Source organism: Aneurinibacillus sp. XH2, from assembly GCF_001439585.2.
Taxonomy (GTDB): domain Bacteria; phylum Bacillota; class Bacilli; order Aneurinibacillales; family Aneurinibacillaceae; genus Aneurinibacillus; species Aneurinibacillus thermoaerophilus.
Map to the genome: position 1 here is coordinate 3,301,770 of NZ_CP014140.1, position 25,731 is coordinate 3,327,500.

A 25,731-nucleotide genomic window follows, 5' to 3' on the forward strand; every position below is an offset into this window, starting at 1 on the left:
ATACAAAAGAAAAAATGATTCATCTCCCATCTATAAGAGAAAGAAGACTTCTCGCTACTTATGTTAAAATTGTACAACAGATTGATCTAACTTTTCTAATAATTTAAGAAAAAAATTCGACAAAACTCGAGCTTGTATCTTTCCGAAGTGAAAAAAGCATCGGCTTCAAGTGAAAACCGATGCTTTTTTACTTCAATAGAGTTATGCGTTAATGTCAATGAATAAAAACCTCGCAATGATAAGCAGCGCAAGAATCCACATAAGCCAATGAATCTTATTCCTGCCTCCAGCAAGATTGTTCGCAGTAGCGAGAATAACGTAGAACACGATACCGAACGAAATTCCGTTAGCAATGGAAGATGTCAGCGGCATCATCACAATGGTAAAAAACGACGGGATAGCGTATACCATGTTATCCCATTCAACGCCGCGTACTGCGCCCATCATAAGCACACCTACAATGATAAGCGCCGGAGCCGTCGCCTGAGCCGGAACAACCAACGCAAGCGGAGCGAGGAATAAAGCAAGCAAAAACAAGATGCCCGTTGTAACTGAAGTAAGACCCGTACGTCCACCCTGGCCTACACCTGCTGCACTTTCTACATATGCCGTAATGGTACTTGTGCCAAGTAACGCGCCAAGGCTTACCCCGCCAGCATCCACCAGCATTGCACGCCCGATGCGTTTTTTTGCATCCGGTTTATCCAGCAAGCCCGCTTTGGCGGCCGTACCCGTCAACGTACCGAATGTATCGAACAATTCGACAAACGTAAACGTAAATACAATCGTTAACAATCCTGCATTCAGCGCACCTGCCAAATCCATCTGTCCAATGGCCAGATTACTGAAATCAGGCACCCACTGAGCGGTTGTCAAAGAGGATAGATTGGTTACCCCCATCGGAATACCGATGATCGTCGTCACAACAATTCCTAACAAAATCGCGGCCTGTACACGCATGACCATCAAAATGCTTGTAAGCAGCAAACCAATAATCGTCAGCAAAATCTCTTTATGTCCAACAAAGTTGCCAAGTTGGAGAAGCCAGTCATTCGGCGACATCTCCGTAAATGGTTTTGCTCCCTCTTTTCCAATATAAAAACCGGTCAGTAGGCCGCTTGTCTTGAATCCGATAATCGTAATAAACAAACCGATACCTACCGTAATCGCCGCACGGATAGATTCCGGAACCGCGTCCAGCAATAATTGCCGGACTTTTGTAATCGTCAGAATAAAAAAGATAATACCGGAAATAAACACAGAAGCGAGCGCGATTTGCCAGGTAATGGCTCCCCCCGAACTTATGACGACAGTAGCGAAATATGCGTTTAAACCCATGCCAGGTGCCAGCGCGATGGGATAGTTCACGAACAATCCCATCATAATCGTGACAAGACCCGCGCCAAGCGCGGTAGCCACAAACACAGCATTGAAATCCATGCCTGTGGCCCCTCCGGCCGTTAGTGTGAGCGGATTGACGATTAGAATATATGCCATTGTGATGAACGTGGTAATACCAGCGATAAGCTCCGTACGCACATTCGTGTTATTCTCTTTCAACCTGAACAGCTTATCCATCTTCTCTTTTCTTCCTTTTCTCTCGCGAATTATACTTACTCCCACTCAATCGTTGCCGGCGGTTTCGACGTAATGTCATAAACGACACGATTTACATGCGGAACTTCATTTACAATGCGCACTGAAATCTTCTCCAGCACTTCATACGGAATACGCGCCCAGTCAGCTGTCATCCCGTCAATTGATGTAACGGCACGAATGCCAACCGTATAATCGTACGTACGTCCATCTCCCATAACACCTACGCTACGAATATCCGGAAGCACGGTGAAGTATTGCCAGATGTCTTGCTCCAGACCTGCTTTTTTGATTTCATCACGCAAAATATAGTCAGATTCGCGTACAATCTCTAACTTCTCTTCCGTAACTTCACCCAGCACGCGAATTCCAAGACCTGGGCCTGGGAATGGCTGGCGCCATACGATTTCGCGTGGCAGACCAAGCTCTTCGCCCACCTTGCGCACTTCGTCTTTAAACAATTTGTTTAATGGTTCGATAAGCTCAAACTTCATATCTTCCGGCAAGCCACCTACATTGTGGTGTGACTTAATTGTCTGTGCCGTTGCCGTACCGCTCTCGATGATATCTGTGTACAGCGTACCCTGGGCAAGGAAGTCCATGTCTTTCAGCTTGCTGGCTTCCTCTTCAAACACATAAATAAATTCGTTACCGATAATCTTACGTTTTTTCTCAGGATCAGATACGCCTTTCAGCTTATTCAAGAAGCGTTCGCGGGCATCGATTTTAATCACGTTCATCTGGAATTTCTCAGCGAACGTCTCCATTACGCTTTCCGCTTCACCCTTACGCAACAAACCATGGTCGACAAACATGCATGTTAACTGATCACCAATCGCTTTATGAATAAGCACGGCCACTACGGAAGAGTCCACGCCACCGCTCAGCGCGCAGAGCACTTTTTTGTTGCCGACTTTTTGGCGAATCTCTTCTACCATCATATCGATGTAGTTTTCCATCGACCAATTGCCTTCGCATTTGCAGATTTCGAACAGGAAGTTCTTCAGCATCTCGCTGCCGCGTACGGAATGACGAACTTCCGGGTGAAATTGGACACCGTAGAACTTCTTCACCGGATGGCTGATAGCTGCTACCGGACACGCTTCATTGCTAGCGTCAATCTGGAAACCTTCAGGCACCTCGATTACTTTGTCTGAGTGGCTCATCCATACTGTTTCCGTTTTGTCGAGCCCTTTAAAGAACAGGGAATCATTATGAATGGAAATATCGGAACGCCCGTATTCACGCACGCCCGCGCGTTCCACTTTCCCTTTCAGATTGTGAGACATTAACTGCATACCATAGCAAATACCCAGAATCGGCACTCCCATGTCATAAATGCGGGTGTCGCACTGTGGCGCTCCTTCGGCATATACGCTCGCTGGACCGCCGGAGAAGATAATCCCTTTTGGATTCAGCTTTTCCAATTCTTCAACCGGAGTGTTATAAGGTATAAGTTCACTAAATACACCAAGATCACGAACACGACGTGCAATCAACTGATTATACTGTCCTCCGAAATCGAGAACTACAACTAACTCTTTCGGCTTGTCCATCTTTGTAAAATCCTCCTCTGTATAAATCGCTGCATCTATAAGCATAACAAACATTTTAGCATTTTTATTTTTTCCTATAAAAAAACAAAAACCAGGCTTTCTATAAAAAAGTATAGAGACAGAAACCTGGTGCACAGCTATCTGTCCTCATAGTCGAACGATTTACGGTCGTTCGGTAGAAACTTTCAGGCCGTATCCCTGAGATTATATGAGGCTTTAACGAATTTAGTTTACCAGAGGTATTCGAAAAGTCAAGCACTAAAATATGAAAATTTAACCCTCTTTTCTATCTAATTGTTCGGATTTTCCTCATATAAATTCTTTTTCTTTTGCTTTTTCATTCGTCATACCATAAATTTATTAAAAAAAATCAGAACTGTAGATGATGTTGCTTCTTCTCTCAATCCGGCGAAATGCATGCAAAAACCCCTTCGAACTTCTTCGAAGGGGTTTCTCCCAGAGGCGATTACATCATACCGCCCATGCCGCCCATTCCGTCCATGCCAGGAGCTGCTTTTTCTTTTTCTGGCTTGTCGGCTACAACCGCTTCTGTTGTCAAGAACATAGCCGCAACCGATGCAGCATTTTGCAACGCAGAACGAGTAACTTTCGCCGGGTCAACAATACCAGCATCGATCATGTTCACCCATTGCTCAGTTGCCGCATTAAAGCCGATGCCTACTTCTTCTTGTTTCAGGCGCTCAACGATAACAGAACCTTCAAGGCCAGCGTTGGCAGCAATTTGACGTACCGGCTCTTCAAGAGCGCGCAGAACGATGCGTACGCCAGTAGCTTCATCGCCTTCCGCTTCAACTTCTGCTACTTTATTGTAAACAGCTACAAACGCAGTACCACCGCCAGCTACAATACCTTCCTCAACAGCAGCGCGAGTAGCATTCAGCGCGTCTTCGATGCGCAGTTTTTTCTCTTTCAATTCAGTTTCAGTAGCCGCACCAACTTTGATAACTGCTACGCCGCCAGCCAATTTAGCCAGACGTTCTTGCAGTTTTTCACGGTCAAAGTCAGAAGTTGTTGTTTCGATAGAAGCGCGGATTTGGTTCACGCGAGCGTTAATGTTCGCTTTGTCACCAGCGCCTTCTACAATTGTTGTATTTTCTTTCGTTACAACAACTTTGCCGGCTTGACCAAGTTGTTGCAGAGAAGCTGTCTTCAGGTCAAGACCGAGGTCTTCAGTGATTACTTGACCGCCAGTCAATACCGCGATATCTTCGAGCATCGCTTTGCGGCGATCACCGAATCCAGGGGCTTTAACTGCTACCGCAGTAAATGTGCCACGCAATTTGTTGACAACAAGCGTTGCCAGCGCTTCGCCTTCTACATCTTCAGCGATGATCAGAAGCGGCTTGCCTTGTTGTACAACTTTCTCAAGGATCGGCAAGATATCTTGGATGCTGGAGATTTTCTTGTCAGTAATCAGGATAAACGGATTTTCAAGCACCGCTTCCATCTTGTCAGTATCCGTAATCATGTACGGAGATGCATATCCACGGTCAAATTGCATACCCTCTACAACATCAAGTTCAGTTGTGAAACCTTTAGATTCCTCAACTGTGATAACGCCGTCTTTACCTACTTTTTCCATAGCTTCTGCAATCAGCTGGCCGATCTCTTCGTCAGCAGCAGAGATTGCAGCAACTTGTGCGATAGACTCCTTGCCTTCGATCGGCTTGGAAATAGCATGCAGTTCTTCAACCGCTTTGCGAACCGCTTTGTCAATACCGCGGCGAACATCCATTGGGTTTGCGCCCGCTGTTACGTTTTTCAGACCTTCGCGAATCATCGCCTGAGCCAGAACGGTAGCAGTAGTCGTACCGTCACCCGCTACATCGTTTGTTTTGGTCGCAACTTCTTTAACAAGCTGTGCACCCATGTTTTCGAACGGATCTTCAAGCTCGATTTCTTTCGCGATGCTCACACCGTCGTTTGTGATAAGCGGAGAACCGAATTTCTTTTCAAGTACCACGTTGCGGCCTTTCGGTCCGAGAGTTACTTTTACTGCGTCAGCAAGCGTATCAACACCGCGAAGCATCGCGCGGCGCGCTTCTTCGCTAAAACGAATTTCTTTCGCCATTCTGTTCGCCCTCCTAATTTATGTAGTCTTTATATAGATACCTGCACGGTGAAAAACTCAGATACTTATGAAAGTGCCGTTCTCAGTGATTACTCAACAATCGCGAGAATGTCGCTTTCACGCATGATTAACAATTCTTTATCGCCATATTTTACTTCAGTGCCAGCATATTTGGAGTAGATAACACGATCGCCTTCTTTTACTTCCAAAGCTACGCGCTCACCGTTCTCATAACGGCCGTTTCCTACAGCAATAATTTTGCCTTCTTGCGGCTTCTCTTTCGCTGTTTCCGGAAGCACGATTCCGCTAGCAGTTGTTTCTTCTTTTGCGATAGGTTCTACAATCACACGGTCACCCAATGGCTTTAACACTGAAAACAACCTCCCTGTTAAGTATAGTTGTTAGCACTCGTTACAAATGAGTGCTAACACAATTATTATAATATATACTTTATTTCCATTTTGCAAGCCCCGCGTTACAAAAATTTTTCTTTCTCATTTTGTACGTTTCGTATAAGCTTTATTCTAAAATACGGCTGTTGATTTTCCAGAATTTAGAGTAGAAAATACGCGTATTCTTCACTCCTCTTTTCCTTGTGGTAAGTATTGATTCATCAAATAGCCACGTTTCTTAAACGATAAAAAAAGAGCCGGAGGGTTCGGCTCTCTTATCCCTATTATACTTATTATTCTCTATCAACCGTTAGCACAGCGTCTTTTTCCTGTCTCTCTCCATAAAACTCGCGTTCCCATTCGGCTTCTTCTTTCAGTTGTTTCCGGTACACAATACGTGATAGCACAACACTTACTTCATATAAAATGACCAGTGGGACAAAAACGCTTAAATGGCTAATAAAATCTGGTGGTGAAATGAGCGAGGCTATAATGACCAAAACTAAATATGAATAACCTCGCATCTTCTTCATCCGCATTGGGTTCAACACGCGTAACCGTGTTAAAAACATAACAATGATCGGCAATTCAAACAACAAGGCCAGCGGGATCACAATATTGAACATGAAACCAAAATACTGAGAGATTCCAAACGTTTCTACGGTACCGAGTTTCTCGGAAAACTTCTTCATGAAGCTTACGAGCATCGGAAATACTAAATAATATCCTACAGCCAGCCCTGTTATAAAAAGCAAGAATGCTGGAACGATAAAAGCGCCAGCCGCTTTTCGTTCATGCGGGCGAAGCCCCGGAGAAACAAATCGCCAGATGTGATACAACATAAAGGGAAGGGTAACCACCAGCGCGATAACAAATGAAAATTGCATGTACACGCGTAATCCGTCGCCAAGAGCGAAAACATTCCACTGAATATCGGCGTTTTTCTGAAAATAGCGGACAACCGGATCAGCGTAGACAAACGCGCCGATAAACGCCACCATGAAAATAATCAACACCCAGATTACACGTCTCCGCAACTCGCTTAAGTGTTCCACCACCCGCATATCTCGGTCTTCATTGCTCATATGCTGTTCAAACCCTCTCTTAACAAACAGCTTGCAAAATATAGTGTTGTTTGTACCTTTAAATATTTACGTTTTCATTTTTTCCTTGAATAATAGCCAGCGCTGACGAAATTTGGTCTGCGATCGCCAGAAAACACCATTCCATTGCCGGGAGGCTTCCTGGAAGATTAATTACCAGCGCATTTCCACGCGTACCTACGGCGGCGCGCGTCAACAATGCCTTGCGCGAATTTTGCATAGCAGAGCGGCGCATTTCTTCAGCCAACCCCGGAACATGGCGATCAATAACAAGTTCCGTCGCTTCTGGAGTCACATCTTCCGGGCTCAGTCCTGTGCCGCCAATTGTAATCAATAAATCGACTCTTTCCCGGTCGACAAGTTCAATCATATTTTCTTTAAGCATCTCTATATTGTCAGGCGACACACGATGGTGGGTAACATCAACGTCAAAATTGCTTTTCAGCAACATTTCCAGTCTCAGAAAACAATCATTCTCCCGTTCCCCGCGATACACCGAGTTGCTAGATGTGACAACCCCAATTTTCCACATTCAGGTAACCCTCCGTTATTATACATAAAAATTCAATTATATTGTACTACAACCTGTCCAAGTTGTGTCGATTTTTGCGCATATATACAGTGGCAAAATCATGAACAAACGATAGTGCGGCACTCTGTTACAATTATATCCACTTTTTTATCGTGAGACTCCACCGGAAGAAAAGTCGTGATCTGCACTTCAAAACAAGGAGCGATAAGCAAAGGAGGGGGCCCCTTTAGCTGAGCAAAGAAACGATCATAGAAGCCTCCGCCATATCCAAGACGTTCTCCCCGCTCGGTGAAAGCTACTCCGGGGACAATAATAATATCAAATGCTTCACCGCTCCACAGCTCGCTTCTGTCCGTATCCGGCTCACGAATGCCATACGGGCCTTCCACAAGCGAATCCCATCCTACAAAAAGATAAGGGATCATTTGTTTATCAGCAACAATCGTTTTCGGTATGTATATATTCTTGGCTTCATCGCGGCACGCTTCCAGAAACGCGTCAATCCTGACTTCATCTCTAAAAGGAAGAAAAGTAAACAACCTCTGGGCTGCACGAACTTCCGGGACGGCAAACAACCGCTTCACCACCGCCTCTGATTTACAGATATGCTCTTTCGCGGATAGCGCCGCCCTCCGCTTTAACATCTCACGGCGCACAAGACGCTTGATATCTTTTTTTTCTTCCTTATTCATCACTTTTCTCCCTTCCCCGGTTTTCCCTTGCCCGTATTTTACGATAAACTAACAATGGACAAAAATAGAGGTGAATTAAGTAATGATCTTATTGCAAACATTGAACATAAGCAAATCATTCGGCGCCACTCCGGTGCTTTCCAATATTAATATGGTACTGCAGACAGGCGAACGGATTGGGCTGGTCGGCGTGAACGGCGCTGGAAAATCGACGCTGCTTAAAATTATTACGGGCCAAATCCTGCCGGACGAGGGAGAGATCCAGAAGGCAAAAGATACGACGCTCGGTTACCTGGCCCAGGATAGCGGTCTAGATACGGAACATACTATCTGGAAAGAGATGATGACCGTATTTGAACATTTTAAGGAACAGGAAACAGAATTACGCCGCCTTGAACAGAAAATTGCTGATCCCAACATTATTGCCGATGCATCCCAGCACGAACGGCTGTTGAACGCTTACTCCCAATTAGCCGAGGAGTTTAAATCGAAAGGCGGCTATCAATACGAAGCAAAAACCCGTTCTGTTCTGCACGGCATGCGCTTTTTTCCGGAAGATTATGATACGCCGATTCATCAATTAAGCGGCGGGCAAAAGACGCGCCTCGCGCTGGCCAAACTACTCCTGATGGAACCAGATGTCCTAGTTCTGGACGAACCGACTAACTATCTCGACATTGAAACGCTCGGCTGGCTTGAAAAATACCTGTCAAACTATCCGGGCGCCCTGCTGGTCGTATCGCACGATCGCTTCTTCCTCGATTCGCTTGTCAATATTATTTACGAACTGGAACGAACCCAGGTTACGCGCTATGTCGGCAATTACACTGATTATCTTATCCAGAAAGGCGAGCGGGTACAGCAGCAAATGAAGCAGTACGAAAAACAACAGGCAGAAATTTCGCGCATTGAGGAATTTATACAGCGCAATATCGCCCGCGCTTCTACGACCAAACGCGCGCAAAGCCGGCGCAAAATGCTGGAACGGATGGAACCGATCGAAAAACCAATCAGCGAATTGAAAAAAGCACATTTCTCCTTCGATATCGAGAAAGTAAGCGGTAACCAAGTGCTGACTGTACAAGATGTTGCGATCGGATACGGAAATACGCTGCTCGCTCAGAACCTGTCGTTTGACATCAAACGCGGGGAACGTGTAGCACTGCTCGGCCCAAACGGCCTTGGCAAATCCACCTTGCTGAAAACAATCGTTAAACGAATGCCGCCGCTCGCCGGATCAATTCAGTACGGAAGCAATGTCATGCTTGGCTTTTATGATCAGGAACAGGAAGATTTAAATCATGCGAAGCAAGTGTTGCACGAACTGTGGGACGAATACCCGACCATGCAGGAAAAAGACGTTCGCACCGTGCTGGGCAACTTCCTGTTCAGCGGCGATGACGTGCTTAAGAAAATTAGTGAATTGAGCGGCGGAGAGCGGGCCCGTGTCTCGCTGGCCAAATTAATGCTGCAAAAGGCGAATTTCCTGATTCTGGACGAGCCAACAAACCATCTTGATCTATTCAGTAAAGAAATTCTCGAAGAAGCGCTAGAAGATTATCCTGGTACCATCTTTTTCGTATCACACGACCGGTATTTCCTTAACAAAATCGCGACCCGGGTGCTTGAACTGACTCCGAACGGCGTTATTTCTTACCTCGGGAACTACGATTATTATATGGAGAAAAAGCAAGAACTGGAGGAATTACAGTCAGCTGCCCTTGCTCCAGCGAAAGCGGTTCAGAAACAAGAACAGCATCCTGCTCCCTCCTCCAATAAAGAAAAGTTCCTGCAAAACAAAGAAGCAAAACGGGCGGAACGTCAACGTCAGCGCCGCATCGAAGAACTGGAAAGTACGATCGGACAGCTGGAAGAAACGATCGCCTCGCTGGAAGAAGCATTATGCAAACCAGAAGTATTTCAGGATCACGAAAAAGCGCGGGAACTTCATGAGCAAATGGAAGCAAAAAAAGTGGAACTGGATGCCTGTCTGGAAGAGTGGGCGGAATTACAGGAATAACTACAGCGGCCGCAAAACCTCCCGGCTTATTCACCGCGGGAAAAAAATTGCGGCCGTTTTTTCGTATGTAAACGGCAAAAAGATGAAACACAAAGTTTAGCCTCTGCTTTTGTTATGATAGCGCTAGTCAACCGTATTTTCATTCCGCAACAAAACGTACAAAATGGGGACGAGCGCGTACAGCATGGCCAACGCGGCAGCAATAATACCCGAATCATTGGTGAACAAGGCAACAAACGAACCAAACGCGATCGTCTTTACTCCGGCGATAAAAAAAGAAGAAGGTGAAGCTAATTGTTTTACTTTTTCCCTCTTCCAATACAAAAGCAGCAGGCTGACGGTCAAACCAGCAATAAACAATTTACTCCATATGGAAGTCAGAATTAAGCGCCAGTTCATCGTTACCTTTCGCTCTATAATTCTCCCGATTTCCGCCCAGTTTCCACCCAGCAGTTCTCCGACCGCCCGACCAATGTGTGACTGTTCTTGCGCGGCGAATTGATAATTCAGCCAGAACACCAAACAGGCCGCTGCTAAGCCGATAGTTACAACCAGTACCACACGCCATATTCGCATGGAGCACCCGGAAAAAGCGAACACGCCATATACAAGAGCAGCCAGAAAAACGAGAATTCCCCCTGCTTTGCTTCCCCCTGCTGGCCAAGCCATATACAAAATGAGTATGGCGAATAAAACAAGCATAGTCGCAATGAGAAACCCTCTTCTCTGTTTCCCCCGCAGTTCTCCCCACATTGCCAAACTTAGTACAACACTGCCCAGCATAACGCCCATATATTCATTACCAATTCCATAATAACGAGCGCCAATAACCGGGTCATATCCCAGATAAGAACGCCGGATCAGCTCGCCTCCCAACAAACCGTCCGCCAGAACAGGAAGCCACCCTGCAAGGCCAACGCATAAAAAACAAAGACCAAACGACGTTTTTCGTAGTATATATGCCAGACAACTTCCCACGCCGCCCAGCAAAAGCACTGTGAGTAAAGGTGATGGCAAATACGGCAAGGCAGAAAGAAACAGAAGCAGACAAGGCATCAGCAAAACGAATAACAAACAACATTGGAGCGCCGGTGTGGCTTTTCTTTTTATTTCTTCTGCTTTCCCGCGCAAAAATAAAGAAGCGGGTACAACTAAAATCACAATGATAGAAAAAACTATATACGGATATAAAACAAACGGTCTTGTAGCGTAAATAGCATCCACCAGTTCCGCTGTACGCCAAAATGAATCATGGGATACCGAACGCGAACGATCAACTCTAAGCGGCAGTCCTTTCATTTCGGGAGGGAGCTGTATTCCAAGCCAGGACAGAACGGACGGGGCGATGTCAATGTTGGCCGCAATTCCCGGTTGCCTTGTCGTACCAGACGTGATCACCCCACCGTACCTTCCGGCTTCCCACAAAAGTACAGACGCCATTCTTTTTTTGGCGACGATTTCGCTGTCAGGAAGCGAGGCAGAAACAAGCAGTATGCGCTGCCGGGGTTCGGCTTCCGCAACCAGTTTTCCCACAAACCCTATCATCTCATGCACGATCTGTTTGCGCAGGAGAGCATATCGCTCGGTATCCAGCACGCTTTCATATTTCCCTAATCGGCGCAAGTCGCCCAGTTCCGCTACAATTAGGCCAACACCTCTGGCTTTCCATCGCGCCATATGATAGTACATGAAAGAGTAATCTGTTTTTCTTTCTCCTGGAAAAAAAGCATGGCGGATCAGCGTTTCCTCCCCAACCCATCCTTCAGGGGTGATCCCCTTTTGATTCATCGTAATCAATGCTGCCAAGCGGCTGATTTGGCTATTTGTATCGCTGTTACCAATAACGGCTCTGGAAATTCCATGCCTTTCCAGTGTTTCTCCTACTAACCCCGGCACCGCCCCTGTATTTTTTTGTTCATTGCTTCTCCGCAAAACGGCCATATAAGGAAACAGAACTGAGCCGTTCCGCAACGTGGGAGGTATTTCTCCCGTATATTGACGGTATAAGGCAATTCCTTCTCCATTGCGTCCGTGAATTCCGTATGCGTGCCTTCCCCATTCTGAGCCTGCCGCGCGCGTTCCCGCGCTTATCGTCAATACATTGTGAATATCTTTAAGAGATAGGGCACTTCTTATATTTAACTCCCCCAGCGCCGCCTGTTTTAAGAAAGGAAAACGCTGCGAATCATATGCCTCGCGAACATCTTCCCGGGTAAGCTCCGGCACGAGAAACAACATAACGGAAGATCGGTTTTGGGAAAGAACATTTGTGGCAAAACATAAACAAGAAGCGAGAAAAAAACTACAAAACCCAACAACAAGAATCGTCTTTTTTCCCAACCCGCTTCTCTCCTTTTCCACATACACACAGCTTTATCCACACCTCTTAACACAAATAAAGGTTGGTAAAATAGGTTATCCACTAATTTATCCACATTATCCACAAATCTATGGATAATGTTATTCAGCATATGTCCACAAGTTTTGACAAAAAGCTACACGTAGAAAAAAGGCAACCCTGTACATAGGATTGCCTTTTCAAGCGAGAGGTAAACCGGGAACACCGTTCAACGTCATACTAGCTAGGTTTCCCTTTTTATATTCAATATAGCCAGCTCCAGCAATCATCGCTGCATTGTCGGTGCAAAGCGAAAGTGGCGGAATGATAAGTTCCACGCCTTCCCGCGCCGCCCGCTCGGACAACGCGCGGCGCAAACCTTTGTTAGCGGCCACACCGCCGGCCAGCAAAAGCTGTTTTACCGGGCGCTCATTAATTAGCCTAAATGTTTTATCTACAAGCACTTCAATGACTGACTCCTGAAAACTGGCGGCCAGATTCTTCGGTTCGATGGACTCTCCCCGTTGCGCCGCATTGTGTAAAGTATTCAAAACCGCCGATTTTAAGCCACTAAAACTAAAGTCATACGTTCCTTCCAACCAGGCGCGCGGCAACGGAATGGACGGTTCGCCCTCATGCGCCAGCTGATCAATATGCGGGCCACCCGGATACGGAAGGCCAAGCGAGCGGGCCACTTTATCGTATGCTTCGCCTACCGCGTCATCACGCGTTTGTCCAATAATTTCATAAGCACCATGCTCTTTCATATAAACCAGTTCCGTATGCCCGCCGGAAACAACCAGCGCAAGCAATGGAAATTCCAATTCCTTGACAAAACGATTGGCGTAAATGTGGCCTGCGATATGATGCACGCCTACAAGCGGAATCCCGCGTGCAAACGAAATCGCTTTAGCTGCTGCCACACCGACCAAAAGCGCCCCTACAAGTCCCGGACCGTATGTAACCGCAATCGCATCAATATCATCCAACGTAAGGTTCGCTTCCCGCAGCGCTTGATCAATAATTAACGTAATATTTTCAACATGGTGCCGCGAAGCAACTTCCGGTACTACACCGCCGAAACGTTTATGGCTTTCGATCTGGGAAGAAATCACATTAGAACGAATCGTATTCCCGTTCTCGATAACGGCGGCCGACGTTTCATCGCAGCTCGTCTCAATGCCAAGAATACGGATCGGCTTCCCGGATGCCAGCGCTTCTTCACGGCGCTTGTAAACTTTGTGTTTCCAATTGTTCATTTTTTATTTCACCTGCATTTTCGAATACCTTGGAATAAACGTGCTTGTATACAATTATACACAACATAATGGTTATATTATTGCAAAAGCTCCATATCTTTCAAGAAACTATTAGTGGTAACATAAAAACCGATAACCTCATTCTTATCATTAAAGACAAAAAAAGAAACCCTTATAAATCAAAGGTTTCTGTCTCGCAAACATTCTCTTTTAATGTTGCCCACATAATAATCGCGTCTTCTCCATTGTCCGTGTAATAACCGGGACGCACCCCTTCTTCGACAAATCCAAGCTTCCTGTACAACCGCTGCGCCACTTCATTGCTTTTGCGCACTTCCAGCGTCATGCTAGCGGCGCCGGAACGGATGGCCAAGCCCATTAATCGTCGCATCAGACGTTCCCCGAGACGCAAACCGCGATAATCGGGATGAATGGCAATATTCGTAATATGAGCTTCGTCCAGTACAAGCCACATTCCGCCATACCCGATAACTCGCTTGTCTTTTTCAATTACGAAGTAACGGGCGAATACGTTATTTTTCAGCTCATTGATGAAAGACTCGCGCGACCACGGGGTAGGAAACGAAAGTTGTTCTACTTCTTCAATATCGTCAAGGTCTTTCATCTCCATACGGCGAATCATAAATTCTTGTTCCATCGTACCGTCCGTCCCCCTACTTCTTCTGACTGGCGAGCCACTTCGCTTCCGCTTCCGCCAATTGAAGATAGACCGGAGCAAAGGTTTGCGTATTCTCCACTCGCCCTTCACGCAGCGCTTTCCATCCCGCCGCGCCAAGATGAGCGGCACGCGGTATTTGATACGACAGCGGCGCAAATACAGCCCTCTTACCAAGTATTTCCTGGATGGTCTCTTTATGAGGCGCCACGTCATCACCTAAAAAGAGGACAGGCTCTTCCGTTGCGATCGTCTTCCATTCTTCTAAAGCTTGGCGGAACAACACAATTCTCTCTGGTTCCGCAAGCTGTACGCCTCCCTCGGGAACAGAACGATAGACGCCTGTATACACTTGTCCTCTGCGCGCGTCAAACAACGGCACAATCATGCCTGGAAAATATGCACCATTCCAGGCCAGTACCTCGAGGCTTGATATACCGATAAGCGGAATATTAAGCGACCAGGCCATACTTTTGGCGGTAGCCACCCCAATGCGAACCCCTGTATAAGAGCCCGGCCCGCGTGCAACAGCAATTGCGGAAAGTTCCGCCGGATCGACTTCCACTTCCTTCAACAACTGGTCTATCATTGGCATCAAGCGAACACTATGGTTTTTCTTTAAATTTGTCGTGCATTCCCCAAGAACTTTTTCCTTGGAACAAATAGCGACGCCCAGGCTAAAGTTGGATGTATCAATCGCCAGAATCATCATGTTTTATCGCCTCACATAATATTTGGTATCGGCTCCCTATCGGGGTAAAAATAAGTGTCCTCTCATCCTCAGCGCCGCGCTTGATTACGATTTCACAGCGTTCTTCAGGAAGCTGCTCAGCAATCATTTGCGGCCATTCTATAACCGTAACGCCATCGCCGTAGAAATATTCATCAAGCCCAAGATCTTCCGCCTCATCTTCTATACGGTATACATCCATATGATAAAGAGGCAAACGTCCTATATATTCTTTAATAATCGTAAACGTCGGGCTATTCACGACGCCCTCTATTCCCATGCCGCGGGCCAATCCTTGCGTAAAACTCGTTTTTCCGGCTCCCAAGTCTCCGGACAAAGTAAATACATCTCCTGGTTCTACCCGTTTTCCCAGCTTCTCAGCCAGCGCCTGCGTTTCTTCTACGGAACGGGTGTAAAACGTATACGTTTGCCTTTTTTCCATTTTTATCACTTCCTATACAAACTTACCGTTCATGTAAAATGATTATATCCTTTTTTCTCAAGCTGCGTTAGCTTTCCATTCCATTTCCGCAACCATACCTGTGCCTTTCCTTCCTGTACTTCGCCGATCCAGTAAAGCGGAAGGGCAGCCTTCTCGAACATTTCAGAAAGCTTTTCTTTGGCCGCCGCAGGCGCACATCCGATCAGCTGATAATCTTCGCCCCCGTAAAAGGCCCATTGTAAAGGATCCTTTCTGCTAACTTTAGCGTAGCGCTGAATACAATCACCGAGCGGGATGTTTGCTTCGTCCAGCACTAACACCACATCGCTTGCTTCAGCGATTTCCCACGCTTCGCTCGCCAGCCCGTCGCTGATATCGTTTAACGCAATGCGTATTTCGCTTTGCGCAAGCATTCGTCCGGCGTCTACTCTTGGTTCCGGGCGGCGGTGACAAGAAGCAAGAAATTCCCACTCATTTGGAATGTTATGCACTCCCCACCTCTCTTGCAAAAGTACATCCAACCCGGCTCCTGAATTTCCCACTGTTCCGGTGACAAATACGAGATCACCCGGCTGGGCACCAGAACGGCGGAGCGCTCTCCCCTGTTCCATTTCTCCAAGCACCATAACTGTGATAGTCAGGGGGCCCGGCATGGCCACTGTGTCTCCGCCAATAAGCGCCATATCGTAACGCATGGCTAATTCCGTCATTCCTTTGTATATTTCTGCAACCTCTTCTTCCGTCCATGTGCGCGGCAATCCAAGAGAAACAAGATAAAACAGCGGCATTCCACCCATCGCCGCAATATCGCTAATGTTTGACGCCAGCGCTTTATGGCCAATGTCAGACGGCAGCATCGTCTGCCGTTTGAAATGCACATCCTCGATCATTGAATCACAGCAAACAACCCAATCATATCCACTTCTTCCGGCGACGACGGCGGCGTCATCCCCATTTCCGACGGCAATCCGCCCTTTGAGCGCCTGCGGTATGGTTTGCCCGCCAGTTAAATACGAAATTAACCCGAATTCATCACGGCGTTTTTCCGTCATTGTATTCCCTCCATTCACGCAACAGCAGGCGTCCCCTGCACTTTCCACAAACGTACCTGCAGGTATTCATTCTCCGCCTGCGCAAATAGCGTGTTCCGCAATCCCTGCATATCAATTCATAGCGGTACGTCTCCCGCTTCCGCTCAGGCGCTACCGAACGGCAGTATCGACTTCCACCAACCTCTTTCAACAACCGTCGAAAATCCGCGTCTTTGTGCTTGTATCCCCGGCCAGTCAGATGCAAATGATAATGGCAGAGTTCATGTTTAATAATACCGATAAGCTCATTCATTCCGAACATTTCATAATGCTTGGGGTTTAGCTCAATGTTGTGCGTCCCAAGTACATAGCGCCCCCCTGTTGTTCTCAAACGCGGGTTAAAGTACGCCCTGTGCGCAAACGGGCGCCGAAAAAATTTCGTAGAGATTCGCTCCACCAATTTCTGCAATTGTCCATCCGTCAGTTTTTCCATTTCTTCTCCTCCCATTCTTGCGCCGGGACGAAACATACGCTACACTGTGAACGTACATACGACATATACAAAGCAAGGGGGAGCCGTGTTATGCGCTATTGTATTTTATCAGTGGAAAATAAACTCCAATTTGTCGCCATGCCTTCCGGCTATATGTATCAGCTTATTGCCCTTTTACGCCGATTGCATAAAGAAATCGACAAACTAACGGTCGCAGAACGCCCCGTTCTGCCGCACATTATTGCCGAATGCAGTGATATCGAATTGCATGATACAAATGCCCGCATTATCCAGGGCATCGATTACCTAGCCAACCTAGAAAAGCAATTCGCCTCACTAAAGGAGGAACATTATCCTCTCATCTCGCTGCTGACTGAAATTCGTGCCCTCCACGCGCAACTCGAATATCTGGCAGAAGAAAATGAATACGAGTAACATCCAAGCTCCAGTGACATATAGTAGTAAAAGACGCGCGTACCGTATTCCGCTTTTTGGCCTTACTATATGTCAACAGGAGGAATAAGGATGCCTCAATGGTTAAAACGTCAACTGATGAAAGCTTTTCAAACAAAAAACCGGAAGCAAATTCTACTGCTGAACGATTGCTGGTTCTTATACAATGACAAACAGGGGGGCCGCAACTGAAGCTTTTACGGCCTCCCTGTTAACCTCGACTATTGCACGGCTTCCGGTCCTAGCATCGTGAGGCCGACCCGTCCCTTTTCCACATCAATGTCCTTTACCCAGACGGTAACAATTTCGCCAACGGATACGACGTCCAGCGGATGTCTAACAAAGCGACGGCTCAATTGAGAAATATGGACAAGTCCATCATTTTTCAAACCGATATCCACAAATACGCCAAAATCGACTACGTTGCGTACTGTACCTTGCAGTTCCATCCCCTTCGACAAATCTGTAATATCTAATACATCTTTTTTCAAAAGCGGTGCATGCAATTCTTCTCGCGGATCTCGTCCTGGCCGCAGAAGACTTTCGATAATATCGGTGAGCGTCGGTTCGCCAATGCTCAGCTTCTGCGCCATATCCTTTACATTGACTTCCTTTAGCTTTGCTTTTGCCGCCTCGCTCGCAATCTCGTCCGTCCGAATTCCGAGCTCTTGCAAGAGAACAGCTACAGCCGGATAAGATTCGGGATGAATAGGAGTATTATCAAGCGGATTTTCGCCATCCGGAATGCGCAGAAACCCTATGCATTGCTCGTATGTTTTGGCACCAAGGCGGGGCACCTCTTTTAGCTGGGCACGCGATACATATTTCCCTAGTTGTTCGCGGCGAGACACAATATTTTTGGCCACCTGTTTGGTAATGCCCGACACGTATTGCAGAAGCGAAGGTGAAGCGGTGTTGACGTCCACGCCCACATAATTCACCGCTGATTCCACAACAAATTGCAGGCTATCTGCCAGCCTGCTTTGTGACACATCATGCTGATACTGGCCGACGCCGATGGATTTCGGGTCAATTTTTACGAGTTCTGCAAGAGGGTCCTGCAAACGACGACCGATAGATACAGCGCTTCGCTCCGCCACATCTAGATCCGGGAACTCTTCCCCTGCTAATTTGGACGCGGAATAAACACTCGCGCCTGCTTCGTTCACGATAATATAAGAAATATCACGATCAATTTCTTTTAGCATGTTAGCGACGAATTGCTCCGTTTCTCGAGAAGCGGTACCATTACCGATAGCGATGACCTGCACCCCATACTTTTCGATGAGTTCTGTAAGCACACGCTTCGCTTCATCGGTTTTGTTCTGTGGCGGCGTCGGATAGACAACAGCTACTTCCAGCAATTTGCCCGTCTCATCCAGAACCGCCGTCTTGCATCCGGTACGGTAAGCTGGATCAAGTGCCAATACAACACGATTTTTTAACGGCGCCTGCAACAATAGCTGACGGAGATTTTCCGCAAAGATATGAATCGCCTGTTCTTCAGCTTTCTCTGTCAATAGGCCACGCACTTCCCGCTCAACCGCAGGCGCAATCAGCCGCTTGTAGCCATCTTCTAGCGCGGATTTTAGTTGCTCGGCTGCAATACTATTTTTGCGAATCCAATTTCGTTCCAAATGTTGCAATATCGGAGCAGAATCAAGCGCAAGCTTTACGCGCAGAATCCCTTCCCGTTCCGCCCGGTTTACAGCAAGAACTCGATGGGGTGCCATCCGGCTGACCGGCTCGCTATACTCGTAGTACATTTCATACACTTTTTTTCCGGATGGTTCATCTTCCTTCTTGGATGTGATAAGCGTCGCATGCTTCATCGTATACTCCCGTACCCAACTGCGCACATCCGGGTCGTCGGCTACCTGCTCCGCAATGATATCAGATGCGCCCTGTATCGCTTCTTCCGCTGAAGCAACCCCTTTTTCCTGGCTAATATATTTTGCTGCTTCTTCCTGCAAGTCACCTGTACAAGCCATTAACATGAAATTTGCGAGCGGCACAAGCCCCTTCTCTTTCGCCACCGTCGCCCGCGTCCGCCGCTTTTGTCTAAAGGGACGGTATAAGTCTTCTACTTGTTGTAATTTTGTCGCGTCCCGAATTTGTTTTTCCAGTTCTTCTGTCAACTTGTCCTGTTCAGCAATCAGGCGAATGACTTCCTCTTTTCTTTCCGCAAGTTGACGCAAGTACTGAACCTGTTCCTGAATGAAACGAATTTGATTTTCATCCAGCATTCCTGTAGCTTCTTTCCTGTAACGGGCGATAAACGGAACCGTACTACCTTCATCAAGCAACGCAATGGTCCGCTCCACCTGTCCGGAAGTAATTTGTAACTCATCCGCAATAACCGAAGCCATCTGTTTTATTTCCATAGTAACAATCCTTCCGCGACTTTTTTATAATGAAAAAAAGCTACCGTATTTCACAGCAGCCTTTCGAGAAATTATAAAAAACGAATCTTGTTTAAAAGTCAATAAGTCCCAAACTAATCTGAAGAGCTTCATTTACTCGCTCCATCATCTCTTCATCAAGGTGTGTGATCTTATCCGTTAATCTCTGTTTATCAATCGTCCGTATCTGCTCAAGCAGGATAACAGAATCACGGTCAAATGCGTATGTCTTTGCATCAATTTCTACATGGGTAGGCAACTTAGCTTTTTGGATTTGGGCCGTAATGGCTGCGACGATTACTGTCGGACTGAAGCGGTTTCCTATATCATTCTGTATAACCAGCACAGGCCGGACTCCGCCCTGCTCCGATCCGACAACAGGGGATAAATCCGCAAAATATACGTCGCCACGCTTCACGATCACACACTACACCCCGCTCACTAAACGACCCAATGTCAAATCCGCTTCTTCCTCAGCCTGAAAAGCCTCGCTCGCGATGTCTAGATTAATATTGGCCATTTCCATATATCCACGCTGCATCATTTCACGAATATGCCGCTTCTTCCGCTCTTTCAAATATAATCTCATTGCCTGACGGATAAACTCGCTGCGATTAGATTTTTCTTTCTCCACCAATCCATCGACTTCCTGCAATAGATGCCCCGGCAAGCTAATCATAATTCGCTTCGTGTCCATTTTAGACAAGACCATCGCACCTCCAACACCAACACTGTACAACTTTTTTCTAAGATGAAAGACCGCGCGTACGTCTCATTACCAGTATGTCGTAATGGGTACAGAATTATACTTTGCACGGTTTTTTAGCGGGAAGATTCGACTTCCCTTCTTAGTATTCGAGTTATAATAGCAAATTCCTGCATCTCTTCGCCATTTTTAGAAGAGATTTTGATTCTTACTGATTGTATCATGATTCTTCCTGCGTCACAACAGTAGGAATCGACGCATGAACTCCCTACTCCTTACAGAAGTCTGGTAATATGTGATTGTTTACAGCAACAATGCGGCCATTTTCGTAATATACGCGTGGAACCCGTTTGCTAACCATGCATGTAACCTCATAGTTAATCGTCGTCAGCCATTCCGCCATCTCATCTACCGAAATCTCTTCGTTGCCCTGTCGCCCGATCAAAACTACTTCCTCTCCCGCAGCTACATTCGGAATGTGCGTAACATCAATCATGAACTGATCCATGCAGACACGTCCAGCGATCGGCGCTCGATAACCTTTAACAAGCACATACCCCTTATTCGACAGCAAACGATTGTATCCATCCGCATACCCTGCCGGAACGGTGGCAATAACCGCATCTCGTTTCGCTTCATAAGTCGCACCATAGCCGATTTTTGCCCCGGCCGGCACTTGTTTAACATGACTAATCCGCGCCTTCCATTGAAACGCAGGCGCTAGCGGGATACCTGTCGTTTTCGAGTACCTAGAAGGATACTGGCCATACAAACTAATACCCAAACGGATCATATGACGGCTTTGCTCCGGGTAGAACATGGCCGCTGCGCTGTTATTTGTATACAGGAGTGGAACCTTCATTCCTCTTTCCTCCAGACTATCCACAAAGCGTTGGAACATCTGAAACTGCTCTTTTGTGTAGGTGCCGTCCTCCTCATCAGCTGTTGCAAAGTGAGTAAACATCCCTTCGACCTCTACCCACGGACAATCGCGCACCGTTTCCATGAATGCTCCTAATTCTTCCTCGCTCCGCATACCGATACGTCCCATGCCTGTATCCACTTTTATGTGAATTTTTGTCCGCTTTTTTTGCTTTTCAGCTTCCTGAGAAATTTTCCGCAACATCTCCAATTGATATACTGTCATAGTGATGTCATGTTCGATGGCCAGCCTGATTCCCCGGGTAGGAAATGAACTGAGAACAAGAATTGGCGCTTCAATTCCTTGGTGACGAAGTTCCAACGCTTCATCCAACAACGCGACCCCCAGCCAATCAGCGCCTTCCTTAAGCGCCCGCCTCGCTATTTGAAAAGCACCATGACCATAACCATCCGCCTTAACAACCGCCATAATTTTTGTTTCTGAAGGAATGTGCTTACGAAATGTTTTAATATTTCTTCCAATGGCGTCTAGGTCGATTTCAGCCCAGACATCCCGATAGAATGCTTCCATCGTCTATTTCCCTCTTTTCTGTACACGTGCGATTTGATTGTCCAACTCTTCAAGAAACTCTTGCGAAGCCATAATGTGATATTTCTTCCCGTTGGCCCGGTACGTCGAATTCCATGTGCTTGTGCGCTGTAGTTCATGCAGCGGCACACTTTCTTCAGTCTTACCTATACGAATTAGTAAATGGGTGCGGGAAAGCTTATATGCTGGATGGAGCAATACTTTATAAATAAACGGGGCAAAACCAACGATAACAATAGCAGCTACCATAGCGACAATAAACACAGCTACGCTGCTTTTCGGCAGCAAACTCAATATGCCAAACATCACAAAAACATAAAGAATGGTTTCAATGAACTTGTACTTGAACGGGCGCCTTAAATAAATATCTTTAGCGCTTGCCTCTTCATGTCGCAATACGTTTCCCTGACGATATTTCTTCATAGCAGTCCTCCACTCCACACTAAATTCTGCAACGTCATTTGCAAACATAAAAATTGTTGCTCTAAGCATCTCCACGAATAGGATACCGAGCAACGCCGTCTTTCATCCCACAGTTAAAGCCAGTGAGCTTTCAGACAGCATCTTCTGTAAAAAAGTACATTTTATTTTTATTTTATCATAGCAACTGAGAAGACTCCCACTTTTAAACAAAGTGAAGTCTGGTGAAAGGAAAAGGCTAAGGATTCCCGCCCGTAATTCCACTCTGAGTACATACCTTATTTCTCACGATAGGAATGACACATACACTGTTTATATAGAGTGCACAAATTTATATAACTAAGGAGGTGACCGGTTTGACAAAAAAAAGAAAGAAGAAAAAGCCGGCAACCGCAGTAAGCAAACGGCTTACAGGATTCAAACAGTCACTGTATGAAATAGCAAGCCAGGTGAATGAGACAAAAGAATCTGCAAGTAAAATCGAAAAAGCATTAAATCAAACAAAGTCGGTAGCCCGGAGAACGCGAACAACGAGAAGCAAGCCACGACAACGCCGCCGTATTAACCTCTTTCCGTTTCTCCGTCGTAAGAACCAAACTTCAGAAAGCGGAAGAACCCGTACAAAAAGAAACGATAGCAAAGGGTTAGATGCCGCCGCACTAATAGAAATACTGCAAAACCCTGCGGTACAAACATTAATAAAAAAGGGCCTCAACAGCGGTGTAGTGACAAAGCTAGGAAAAACAAACAACAAAAAGCCAAATAGAAAAGAAGGCCTTTCTGATACGCTAAGCGGAATTGATTTTGCCGAAATCACCAAACTTTTACAAAATCCAATGGTACAGTCCATGCTGAAAAATATGTTTTAATAAAGAAAAAAGCACTTTTCCTCTTTACTGAAGAGGAAAAGTGCTTTTTAACATAACACGCGAGAAGTCCCCTTCCTCCACGCCTCCGGCGTAGGTGGGGGATGAATCGCTATTCATGTTAAATTTCACCTGTATTTCAAATTTCGGCATTCGTTAAAATGAAGTTTTCTCATCAGCTAATGGAACCATCAGCATTACAATAAAATTCTACGCTTTCTGTAACTGTATAAGTTACTCCAGCTATTGTAAAATATCCTGATACAGTAATAACATATGTACGACCACCATCAATTAGCCGTACTTCATACCCTGTTTGTTTCCAGCTTCCACCAGTTGTTACTTTCGAAGTTATAGATTTAATTCCCGCAAACATTTGTCTCTCATAAATATCACTATATTGTGTTTCAAAAGTTCCTGTAATGCTTAACGTTTGATAAGTTCCTCCAGCCTTAAAAGTTACTGACTTCGTTTTTGAAACAATAGACTGAGGAGTAATGACACCTGCCTGTGGTTTAACAACATTCTCTTGGTTTTGAGGCGAAGCCGCCAATGACTCTTGCCTTACCCCAAACGCAACGGCTGTAGCAAGCGATGTTGCTAAGACTCCTTTTACCATCCTACTAATAGTTTTAGTTTTCATAAAATTTCACCTTTTAATTTTCTTCTTACAACTCATAATATAAAATATCAAAAAAATGGATGTCAATAGTTTTTTTGTAAAAAAATACATAAAGTGATAAAAAAACCAAATAGTTTTAAAATAAGTCCTCGAAATACAAAACAAAACATGTAGATTCTATCGAACGCATGAATCCCAATATATTTCGATTCACTTTTTTATATAGCATAAGCCGTCTAAAACCATTGGTTAATCTACTCAACCCTTTTCTACACACTACATTGGTGCATATTACCATTGTAAAAGTAGACATTTTATGATTTAACGTCTACTTTTAATCAATCATTATTAAACAATTTTTTACAAGGCTACAGTGTGCAAACTATCTAATCAATTCGTCAATCCTTTTAATTCTTGTAAAACACTTCTTAAAGGAACATCTGTATTGTATTCTCTTGAAGGCATCTTAAAAGCGTTTATCTCTTGTGTTTTGAATGACAAGTAAATGTCGAACGGATTCGTTGCATACATATCCATTGAAACTTCATTTAAAAATTTAGGCTTTTCGGATTAAGTAGTGAAATATAGACATTTGAAATGCTTTTAAAATAACAATTGTTTCACAATAACACAAACTACTAAATAAGGAAGGGGAATGAAAATGCAAGATATGGAACAATATTTGAAGGACATGGAATTGATTAAAGAAAAAGAAAAATATTCACTTTACTTCAATAGAGAAGCTAATGAGGTCGCTATATATAATGGCGATGATATTTGGAGTATTAACATTGATGAATTAGGTGATTTAGCTTTTAATAAGTAATACACAGTACGAAGATTGTATGCAGTAAAAATAGTATGTCATAAAACTTTTATTAGTAGGCTTTCCACAAACCCAAAGTCTCCTTTTTGATGCCGATGGTGGGAGTCGAACCCACACGGGGGGTACCCCACACGATTTTGAGTCGTGCGCGTCTGCCAATTCCGCCACATCGGCATAAATGGCGTGCCCGGAGAGACTCGAACTCCCAACCTTCTGATTCGTAGTCAGACACTCTATCCGGTTGAGCTACGGGCACATTATTAAAATGAAGAAGCCTGAAAATACAACTAAGTAAAAATGAATACAGATGGAGCGGACAACGAGACTCGAACTCGCGACCCCAACCTTGGCAAGGTTGTGCTCTACCAACTGAGCTATGTCCGCATTTTAATTAAATTGGTGCGGGTGGAGGGACTTGAACCCCCACGCCGAAGCGCTAGATCCTAAGTCTAGTGCGTCTGCCAATTCCGCCACACCCGCATGAAAGTGGTGAGCCATACTGGACTCGAACCAGTGACACCCTGATTAAAAGTCAGGTGCTCTACCAACTGAGCTAATGGCTCATCAATGGCTGGGGTACCTGGATTCGAACCAGGGAATGACGGAGTCAAAGTCCGTTGCCTTACCGCTTGGCGATACCCCAACTTCAATGGTGGAGGGGGACGGATTCGAACCGCCGAACCCAGAGGGAGCGGATTTACAGTCCGCCGCGTTTAGCCACTTCGCTACCCCTCCATATTATTGGACAATCCAAAGAGTAGATATTCAGAGTAATGAAATACTGTGATGGTGCCGGCGAAAGGAATCGAACCCTCAACCCCCTGATTACAAGTCAGGTGCTCTGCCAGTTGAGCTACACCGGCTTCATGATAAAATTCCTAAGTTTGTGACTGGTGGCTCGGGACGGAATCGAACCGCCGACACGAGGATTTTCAGTCCTCTGCTCTACCAACTGAGCTACCGAGCCCAATGATGTAAAATGGCGGAGCCGACGGGACTCGAACCCGCGACCT

Annotated in this window: 25 protein-coding genes, 10 tRNA genes and 1 riboswitch (1 of these 36 cut by a window edge); of the genes, 5 read left to right on the forward strand and 30 right to left on the reverse strand. The window is 45.8% G+C overall.

All coding sequences use genetic code 11. The features are described 5' to 3' along the window. Positions 1-201: 201 nt before the first annotated feature. The 7 genes from ACH33_RS16335 to ACH33_RS16365 form a co-directional block, all read right to left on the reverse strand. Positions 202-1,578 carry an NCS2 family permease gene (locus tag ACH33_RS16335; protein WP_057899959.1) on the reverse strand — a complete coding sequence of 459 codons (1,377 nt, stop codon included), beginning with the start codon at positions 1,576-1,578 and terminating at the stop codon, positions 202-204. Positions 1,579-1,613: 35 nt separating this feature from the next. Then, the gene (gene guaA, locus ACH33_RS16340; RefSeq protein WP_057900437.1) at positions 1,614-3,152 is read right to left on the reverse strand and encodes a glutamine-hydrolyzing GMP synthase; all 1,539 of its coding nucleotides are present in this window, start codon (positions 3,150-3,152) and stop codon (positions 1,614-1,616) included. Between the two features lie 130 nt (positions 3,153-3,282). After that, positions 3,283-3,384: riboswitch (purine riboswitch) on the reverse strand. A gap of 234 nt (positions 3,385-3,618) precedes the next feature. Next, positions 3,619-5,244, reverse strand: a complete 1,626-nt coding sequence (groL, locus tag ACH33_RS16345) for a chaperonin GroEL (RefSeq protein ID WP_057899960.1) — start codon at positions 5,242-5,244, stop codon at positions 3,619-3,621. Positions 5,245-5,333: 89 nt separating this feature from the next. Next, positions 5,334-5,615, reverse strand: coding sequence for a co-chaperone GroES (groES, locus tag ACH33_RS16350; RefSeq protein WP_057899961.1), 282 nt, complete (start codon positions 5,613-5,615; stop codon positions 5,334-5,336). 314 nt (positions 5,616-5,929) lie between these two features. Further along, the gene (gene tatC, locus ACH33_RS16355; protein WP_057899962.1) at positions 5,930-6,721 is read right to left on the reverse strand and encodes a twin-arginine translocase subunit TatC; all 792 of its coding nucleotides are present in this window, start codon (positions 6,719-6,721) and stop codon (positions 5,930-5,932) included. A gap of 58 nt (positions 6,722-6,779) precedes the next feature. Then, entirely contained in the window at positions 6,780-7,271 is a 492-nt protein-coding gene (locus tag ACH33_RS16360; protein ID WP_057899963.1) for a MogA/MoaB family molybdenum cofactor biosynthesis protein, read from the reverse strand. Between the two features lie 98 nt (positions 7,272-7,369). Then, complete coding sequence (locus ACH33_RS16365) at positions 7,370-7,963, reverse strand: 5-formyltetrahydrofolate cyclo-ligase (protein WP_057899964.1); 594 nt, start codon at positions 7,961-7,963, stop codon at positions 7,370-7,372. 82 nt (positions 7,964-8,045) lie between these two features. On the opposite strand from ACH33_RS16365, the gene ACH33_RS16370 reads away from it, so the two are divergent. Beyond that, positions 8,046-9,983: an ABC transporter ATP-binding protein gene (locus ACH33_RS16370; RefSeq protein WP_057899965.1), complete on the forward strand. Its 1,938-nt coding sequence runs from the start codon at positions 8,046-8,048 to the stop codon at positions 9,981-9,983. A gap of 123 nt (positions 9,984-10,106) precedes the next feature. On the opposite strand, the gene ACH33_RS16375 is transcribed toward ACH33_RS16370, so the two are convergent. The 7 genes from ACH33_RS16375 to ACH33_RS16405 form a co-directional block, all read right to left on the reverse strand. Next, entirely contained in the window at positions 10,107-12,323 is a 2,217-nt protein-coding gene (locus tag ACH33_RS16375; RefSeq protein WP_057899966.1) for a hypothetical protein, read from the reverse strand. 198 nt (positions 12,324-12,521) lie between these two features. After that, positions 12,522-13,580, reverse strand: coding sequence for a tRNA (adenosine(37)-N6)-threonylcarbamoyltransferase complex transferase subunit TsaD (gene tsaD, locus ACH33_RS16380; RefSeq protein WP_057899967.1), 1,059 nt, complete (start codon positions 13,578-13,580; stop codon positions 12,522-12,524). Positions 13,581-13,752: 172 nt separating this feature from the next. Beyond that, a complete protein-coding gene (rimI, locus tag ACH33_RS16385) occupies positions 13,753-14,238 on the reverse strand; it encodes a ribosomal protein S18-alanine N-acetyltransferase (RefSeq protein ID WP_057899968.1) in 486 nt (161 codons plus the stop codon). Between the two features lie 16 nt (positions 14,239-14,254). Then, positions 14,255-14,968 (reverse strand): tRNA (adenosine(37)-N6)-threonylcarbamoyltransferase complex dimerization subunit type 1 TsaB, encoded by a 714-nt coding sequence (tsaB, locus tag ACH33_RS16390; protein ID WP_057899969.1) that lies wholly within the window; start codon positions 14,966-14,968, stop codon positions 14,255-14,257. Further along, the gene (tsaE, locus tag ACH33_RS16395; protein WP_057899970.1) at positions 14,949-15,428 is read right to left on the reverse strand and encodes a tRNA (adenosine(37)-N6)-threonylcarbamoyltransferase complex ATPase subunit type 1 TsaE; all 480 of its coding nucleotides are present in this window, start codon (positions 15,426-15,428) and stop codon (positions 14,949-14,951) included. The genes tsaB and tsaE overlap by 20 nt, the downstream gene beginning before the upstream one ends. Positions 15,429-15,457: 29 nt before the next feature. After that, positions 15,458-16,480: a thiamine-phosphate kinase gene (gene thiL, locus ACH33_RS16400; RefSeq protein WP_057899971.1), complete on the reverse strand. Its 1,023-nt coding sequence runs from the start codon at positions 16,478-16,480 to the stop codon at positions 15,458-15,460. Further along, the gene (locus ACH33_RS16405) at positions 16,461-16,943 is read right to left on the reverse strand and encodes a SprT family protein (RefSeq protein ID WP_057900438.1); all 483 of its coding nucleotides are present in this window, start codon (positions 16,941-16,943) and stop codon (positions 16,461-16,463) included. The genes thiL and ACH33_RS16405 overlap by 20 nt, the downstream gene beginning before the upstream one ends. A gap of 99 nt (positions 16,944-17,042) precedes the next feature. Between ACH33_RS16405 and ACH33_RS16410 the strand changes: the two genes are divergently transcribed. Together ACH33_RS16410 and cmpA are read left to right on the forward strand one after the other, a co-directional pair. Next, positions 17,043-17,387: a hypothetical protein gene (locus ACH33_RS16410; RefSeq protein WP_057899972.1), complete on the forward strand. Its 345-nt coding sequence runs from the start codon at positions 17,043-17,045 to the stop codon at positions 17,385-17,387. Between the two features lie 90 nt (positions 17,388-17,477). Beyond that, on the forward strand, positions 17,478-17,597 hold the full coding sequence (gene cmpA / locus ACH33_RS19530) for a cortex morphogenetic protein CmpA (protein WP_091260565.1): 120 nt from the start codon (positions 17,478-17,480) through the stop codon (positions 17,595-17,597). A gap of 29 nt (positions 17,598-17,626) precedes the next feature. Here cmpA and ACH33_RS16415 read toward each other — a convergent pair whose 3' ends face one another. The 5 genes from ACH33_RS16415 to ACH33_RS16435 form a co-directional block, all read right to left on the reverse strand. Continuing rightward, positions 17,627-19,789, reverse strand: a complete 2,163-nt coding sequence (locus tag ACH33_RS16415; protein ID WP_057899973.1) for a Tex family protein — start codon at positions 19,787-19,789, stop codon at positions 17,627-17,629. 91 nt (positions 19,790-19,880) lie between these two features. After that, positions 19,881-20,231, reverse strand: coding sequence for a type II toxin-antitoxin system endoribonuclease NdoA (gene ndoA / locus ACH33_RS16420; RefSeq protein WP_057899974.1), 351 nt, complete (start codon positions 20,229-20,231; stop codon positions 19,881-19,883). Between the two features lie 3 nt (positions 20,232-20,234). Then, complete coding sequence (locus tag ACH33_RS16425) at positions 20,235-20,519, reverse strand: CopG family ribbon-helix-helix protein (RefSeq protein WP_057899975.1); 285 nt, start codon at positions 20,517-20,519, stop codon at positions 20,235-20,237. A gap of 262 nt (positions 20,520-20,781) precedes the next feature. After that, entirely contained in the window at positions 20,782-21,966 is a 1,185-nt protein-coding gene (gene alr, locus ACH33_RS16430; protein WP_057899976.1) for an alanine racemase, read from the reverse strand. Positions 21,967-21,969: 3 nt separating this feature from the next. Further along, positions 21,970-22,407 (reverse strand): hypothetical protein, encoded by a 438-nt coding sequence (locus ACH33_RS16435; RefSeq protein ID WP_057899977.1) that lies wholly within the window; start codon positions 22,405-22,407, stop codon positions 21,970-21,972. Between the two features lie 353 nt (positions 22,408-22,760). On the opposite strand from ACH33_RS16435, the gene ACH33_RS16440 reads away from it, so the two are divergent. After that, positions 22,761-23,273, forward strand: a complete 513-nt coding sequence (locus ACH33_RS16440) for a hypothetical protein (RefSeq protein ID WP_057899978.1) — start codon at positions 22,761-22,763, stop codon at positions 23,271-23,273. A gap of 172 nt (positions 23,274-23,445) precedes the next feature. Here ACH33_RS16440 and ACH33_RS16445 read toward each other — a convergent pair whose 3' ends face one another. Then, positions 23,446-23,913 carry a hypothetical protein gene (locus tag ACH33_RS16445; protein ID WP_057899979.1) on the reverse strand — a complete coding sequence of 156 codons (468 nt, stop codon included), beginning with the start codon at positions 23,911-23,913 and terminating at the stop codon, positions 23,446-23,448. 634 nt (positions 23,914-24,547) lie between these two features. Between ACH33_RS16445 and ACH33_RS19535 the strand changes: the two genes are divergently transcribed. Beyond that, entirely contained in the window at positions 24,548-24,718 is a 171-nt protein-coding gene (locus ACH33_RS19535; RefSeq protein ID WP_162265054.1) for a hypothetical protein, read from the forward strand. Positions 24,719-24,808: 90 nt separating this feature from the next. On the opposite strand, the gene ACH33_RS16450 is transcribed toward ACH33_RS19535, so the two are convergent. From ACH33_RS16450 to ACH33_RS16495, 10 genes are all read right to left on the reverse strand, one after another. Then, a tRNA-Leu gene (locus tag ACH33_RS16450) sits at positions 24,809-24,892 on the reverse strand. A 5-nt stretch (positions 24,893-24,897) separates the two neighbouring features. Then, a tRNA-Arg gene (locus tag ACH33_RS16455) sits at positions 24,898-24,974 on the reverse strand. 52 nt (positions 24,975-25,026) lie between these two features. Next, positions 25,027-25,102 (reverse strand) — tRNA-Gly (locus ACH33_RS16460). Positions 25,103-25,115: 13 nt separating this feature from the next. After that, positions 25,116-25,198 (reverse strand) — tRNA-Leu (locus ACH33_RS16465). A 7-nt stretch (positions 25,199-25,205) separates the two neighbouring features. Continuing rightward, positions 25,206-25,281 (reverse strand) — tRNA-Lys (locus tag ACH33_RS16470). A 5-nt stretch (positions 25,282-25,286) separates the two neighbouring features. Beyond that, positions 25,287-25,361, reverse strand: a tRNA-Gln gene (locus ACH33_RS16475). Between the two features lie 7 nt (positions 25,362-25,368). Beyond that, positions 25,369-25,453, reverse strand: a tRNA-Tyr gene (locus ACH33_RS16480). A gap of 52 nt (positions 25,454-25,505) precedes the next feature. Then, positions 25,506-25,581: transfer RNA gene (locus ACH33_RS16485), tRNA-Thr, on the reverse strand. Between the two features lie 28 nt (positions 25,582-25,609). Beyond that, a tRNA-Phe gene (locus ACH33_RS16490) sits at positions 25,610-25,685 on the reverse strand. A gap of 13 nt (positions 25,686-25,698) precedes the next feature. After that, positions 25,699-25,731 (reverse strand) — tRNA-Asp (locus ACH33_RS16495) (it continues 44 nt past the right edge of the window).

Coding starts and splice junctions, on each gene's coding strand:
- tsaB (WP_057899969.1), bottom strand. CDS start 14,968: ATGATGATTCTGGCGATTGATACATCCAACTTTAGCCTGGGCGTCGCT.
- alr (WP_057899976.1), bottom strand. CDS start 21,966: ATGGAAGCATTCTATCGGGATGTCTGGGCTGAAATCGACCTAGACGCC.
- ACH33_RS16335 (WP_057899959.1), bottom strand. CDS start 1,578: ATGGATAAGCTGTTCAGGTTGAAAGAGAATAACACGAATGTGCGTACG.
- thiL (WP_057899971.1), bottom strand. CDS start 16,480: ATGACGGAAAAACGCCGTGATGAATTCGGGTTAATTTCGTATTTAACT.
- groL (WP_057899960.1), bottom strand. CDS start 5,244: ATGGCGAAAGAAATTCGTTTTAGCGAAGAAGCGCGCCGCGCGATGCTT.
- ACH33_RS16445 (WP_057899979.1), bottom strand. CDS start 23,913: ATGAAAACTAAAACTATTAGTAGGATGGTAAAAGGAGTCTTAGCAACA.
- guaA (WP_057900437.1), bottom strand. CDS start 3,152: ATGGACAAGCCGAAAGAGTTAGTTGTAGTTCTCGATTTCGGAGGACAG.
- tatC (WP_057899962.1), bottom strand. CDS start 6,721: ATGAGCAATGAAGACCGAGATATGCGGGTGGTGGAACACTTAAGCGAG.
- ACH33_RS16425 (WP_057899975.1), bottom strand. CDS start 20,519: ATGGTCTTGTCTAAAATGGACACGAAGCGAATTATGATTAGCTTGCCG.
- ACH33_RS16365 (WP_057899964.1), bottom strand. CDS start 7,963: ATGAATAAGGAAGAAAAAAAAGATATCAAGCGTCTTGTGCGCCGTGAG.
- tsaE (WP_057899970.1), bottom strand. CDS start 15,428: ATGGAAAAAAGGCAAACGTATACGTTTTACACCCGTTCCGTAGAAGAA.
- ACH33_RS16410 (WP_057899972.1), top strand. CDS start 17,043: ATGCGCTATTGTATTTTATCAGTGGAAAATAAACTCCAATTTGTCGCC.
- ACH33_RS16360 (WP_057899963.1), bottom strand. CDS start 7,271: ATGTGGAAAATTGGGGTTGTCACATCTAGCAACTCGGTGTATCGCGGG.
- ACH33_RS16415 (WP_057899973.1), bottom strand. CDS start 19,789: ATGGAAATAAAACAGATGGCTTCGGTTATTGCGGATGAGTTACAAATT.
- ACH33_RS16435 (WP_057899977.1), bottom strand. CDS start 22,407: ATGAAGAAATATCGTCAGGGAAACGTATTGCGACATGAAGAGGCAAGC.
- tsaD (WP_057899967.1), bottom strand. CDS start 13,580: ATGAACAATTGGAAACACAAAGTTTACAAGCGCCGTGAAGAAGCGCTG.
- cmpA (WP_091260565.1), top strand. CDS start 17,478: ATGCCTCAATGGTTAAAACGTCAACTGATGAAAGCTTTTCAAACAAAA.
- rimI (WP_057899968.1), bottom strand. CDS start 14,238: ATGGAACAAGAATTTATGATTCGCCGTATGGAGATGAAAGACCTTGAC.
- ACH33_RS19535 (WP_162265054.1), top strand. CDS start 24,548: ATGAAAATGCAAGATATGGAACAATATTTGAAGGACATGGAATTGATT.
- ACH33_RS16370 (WP_057899965.1), top strand. CDS start 8,046: ATGATCTTATTGCAAACATTGAACATAAGCAAATCATTCGGCGCCACT.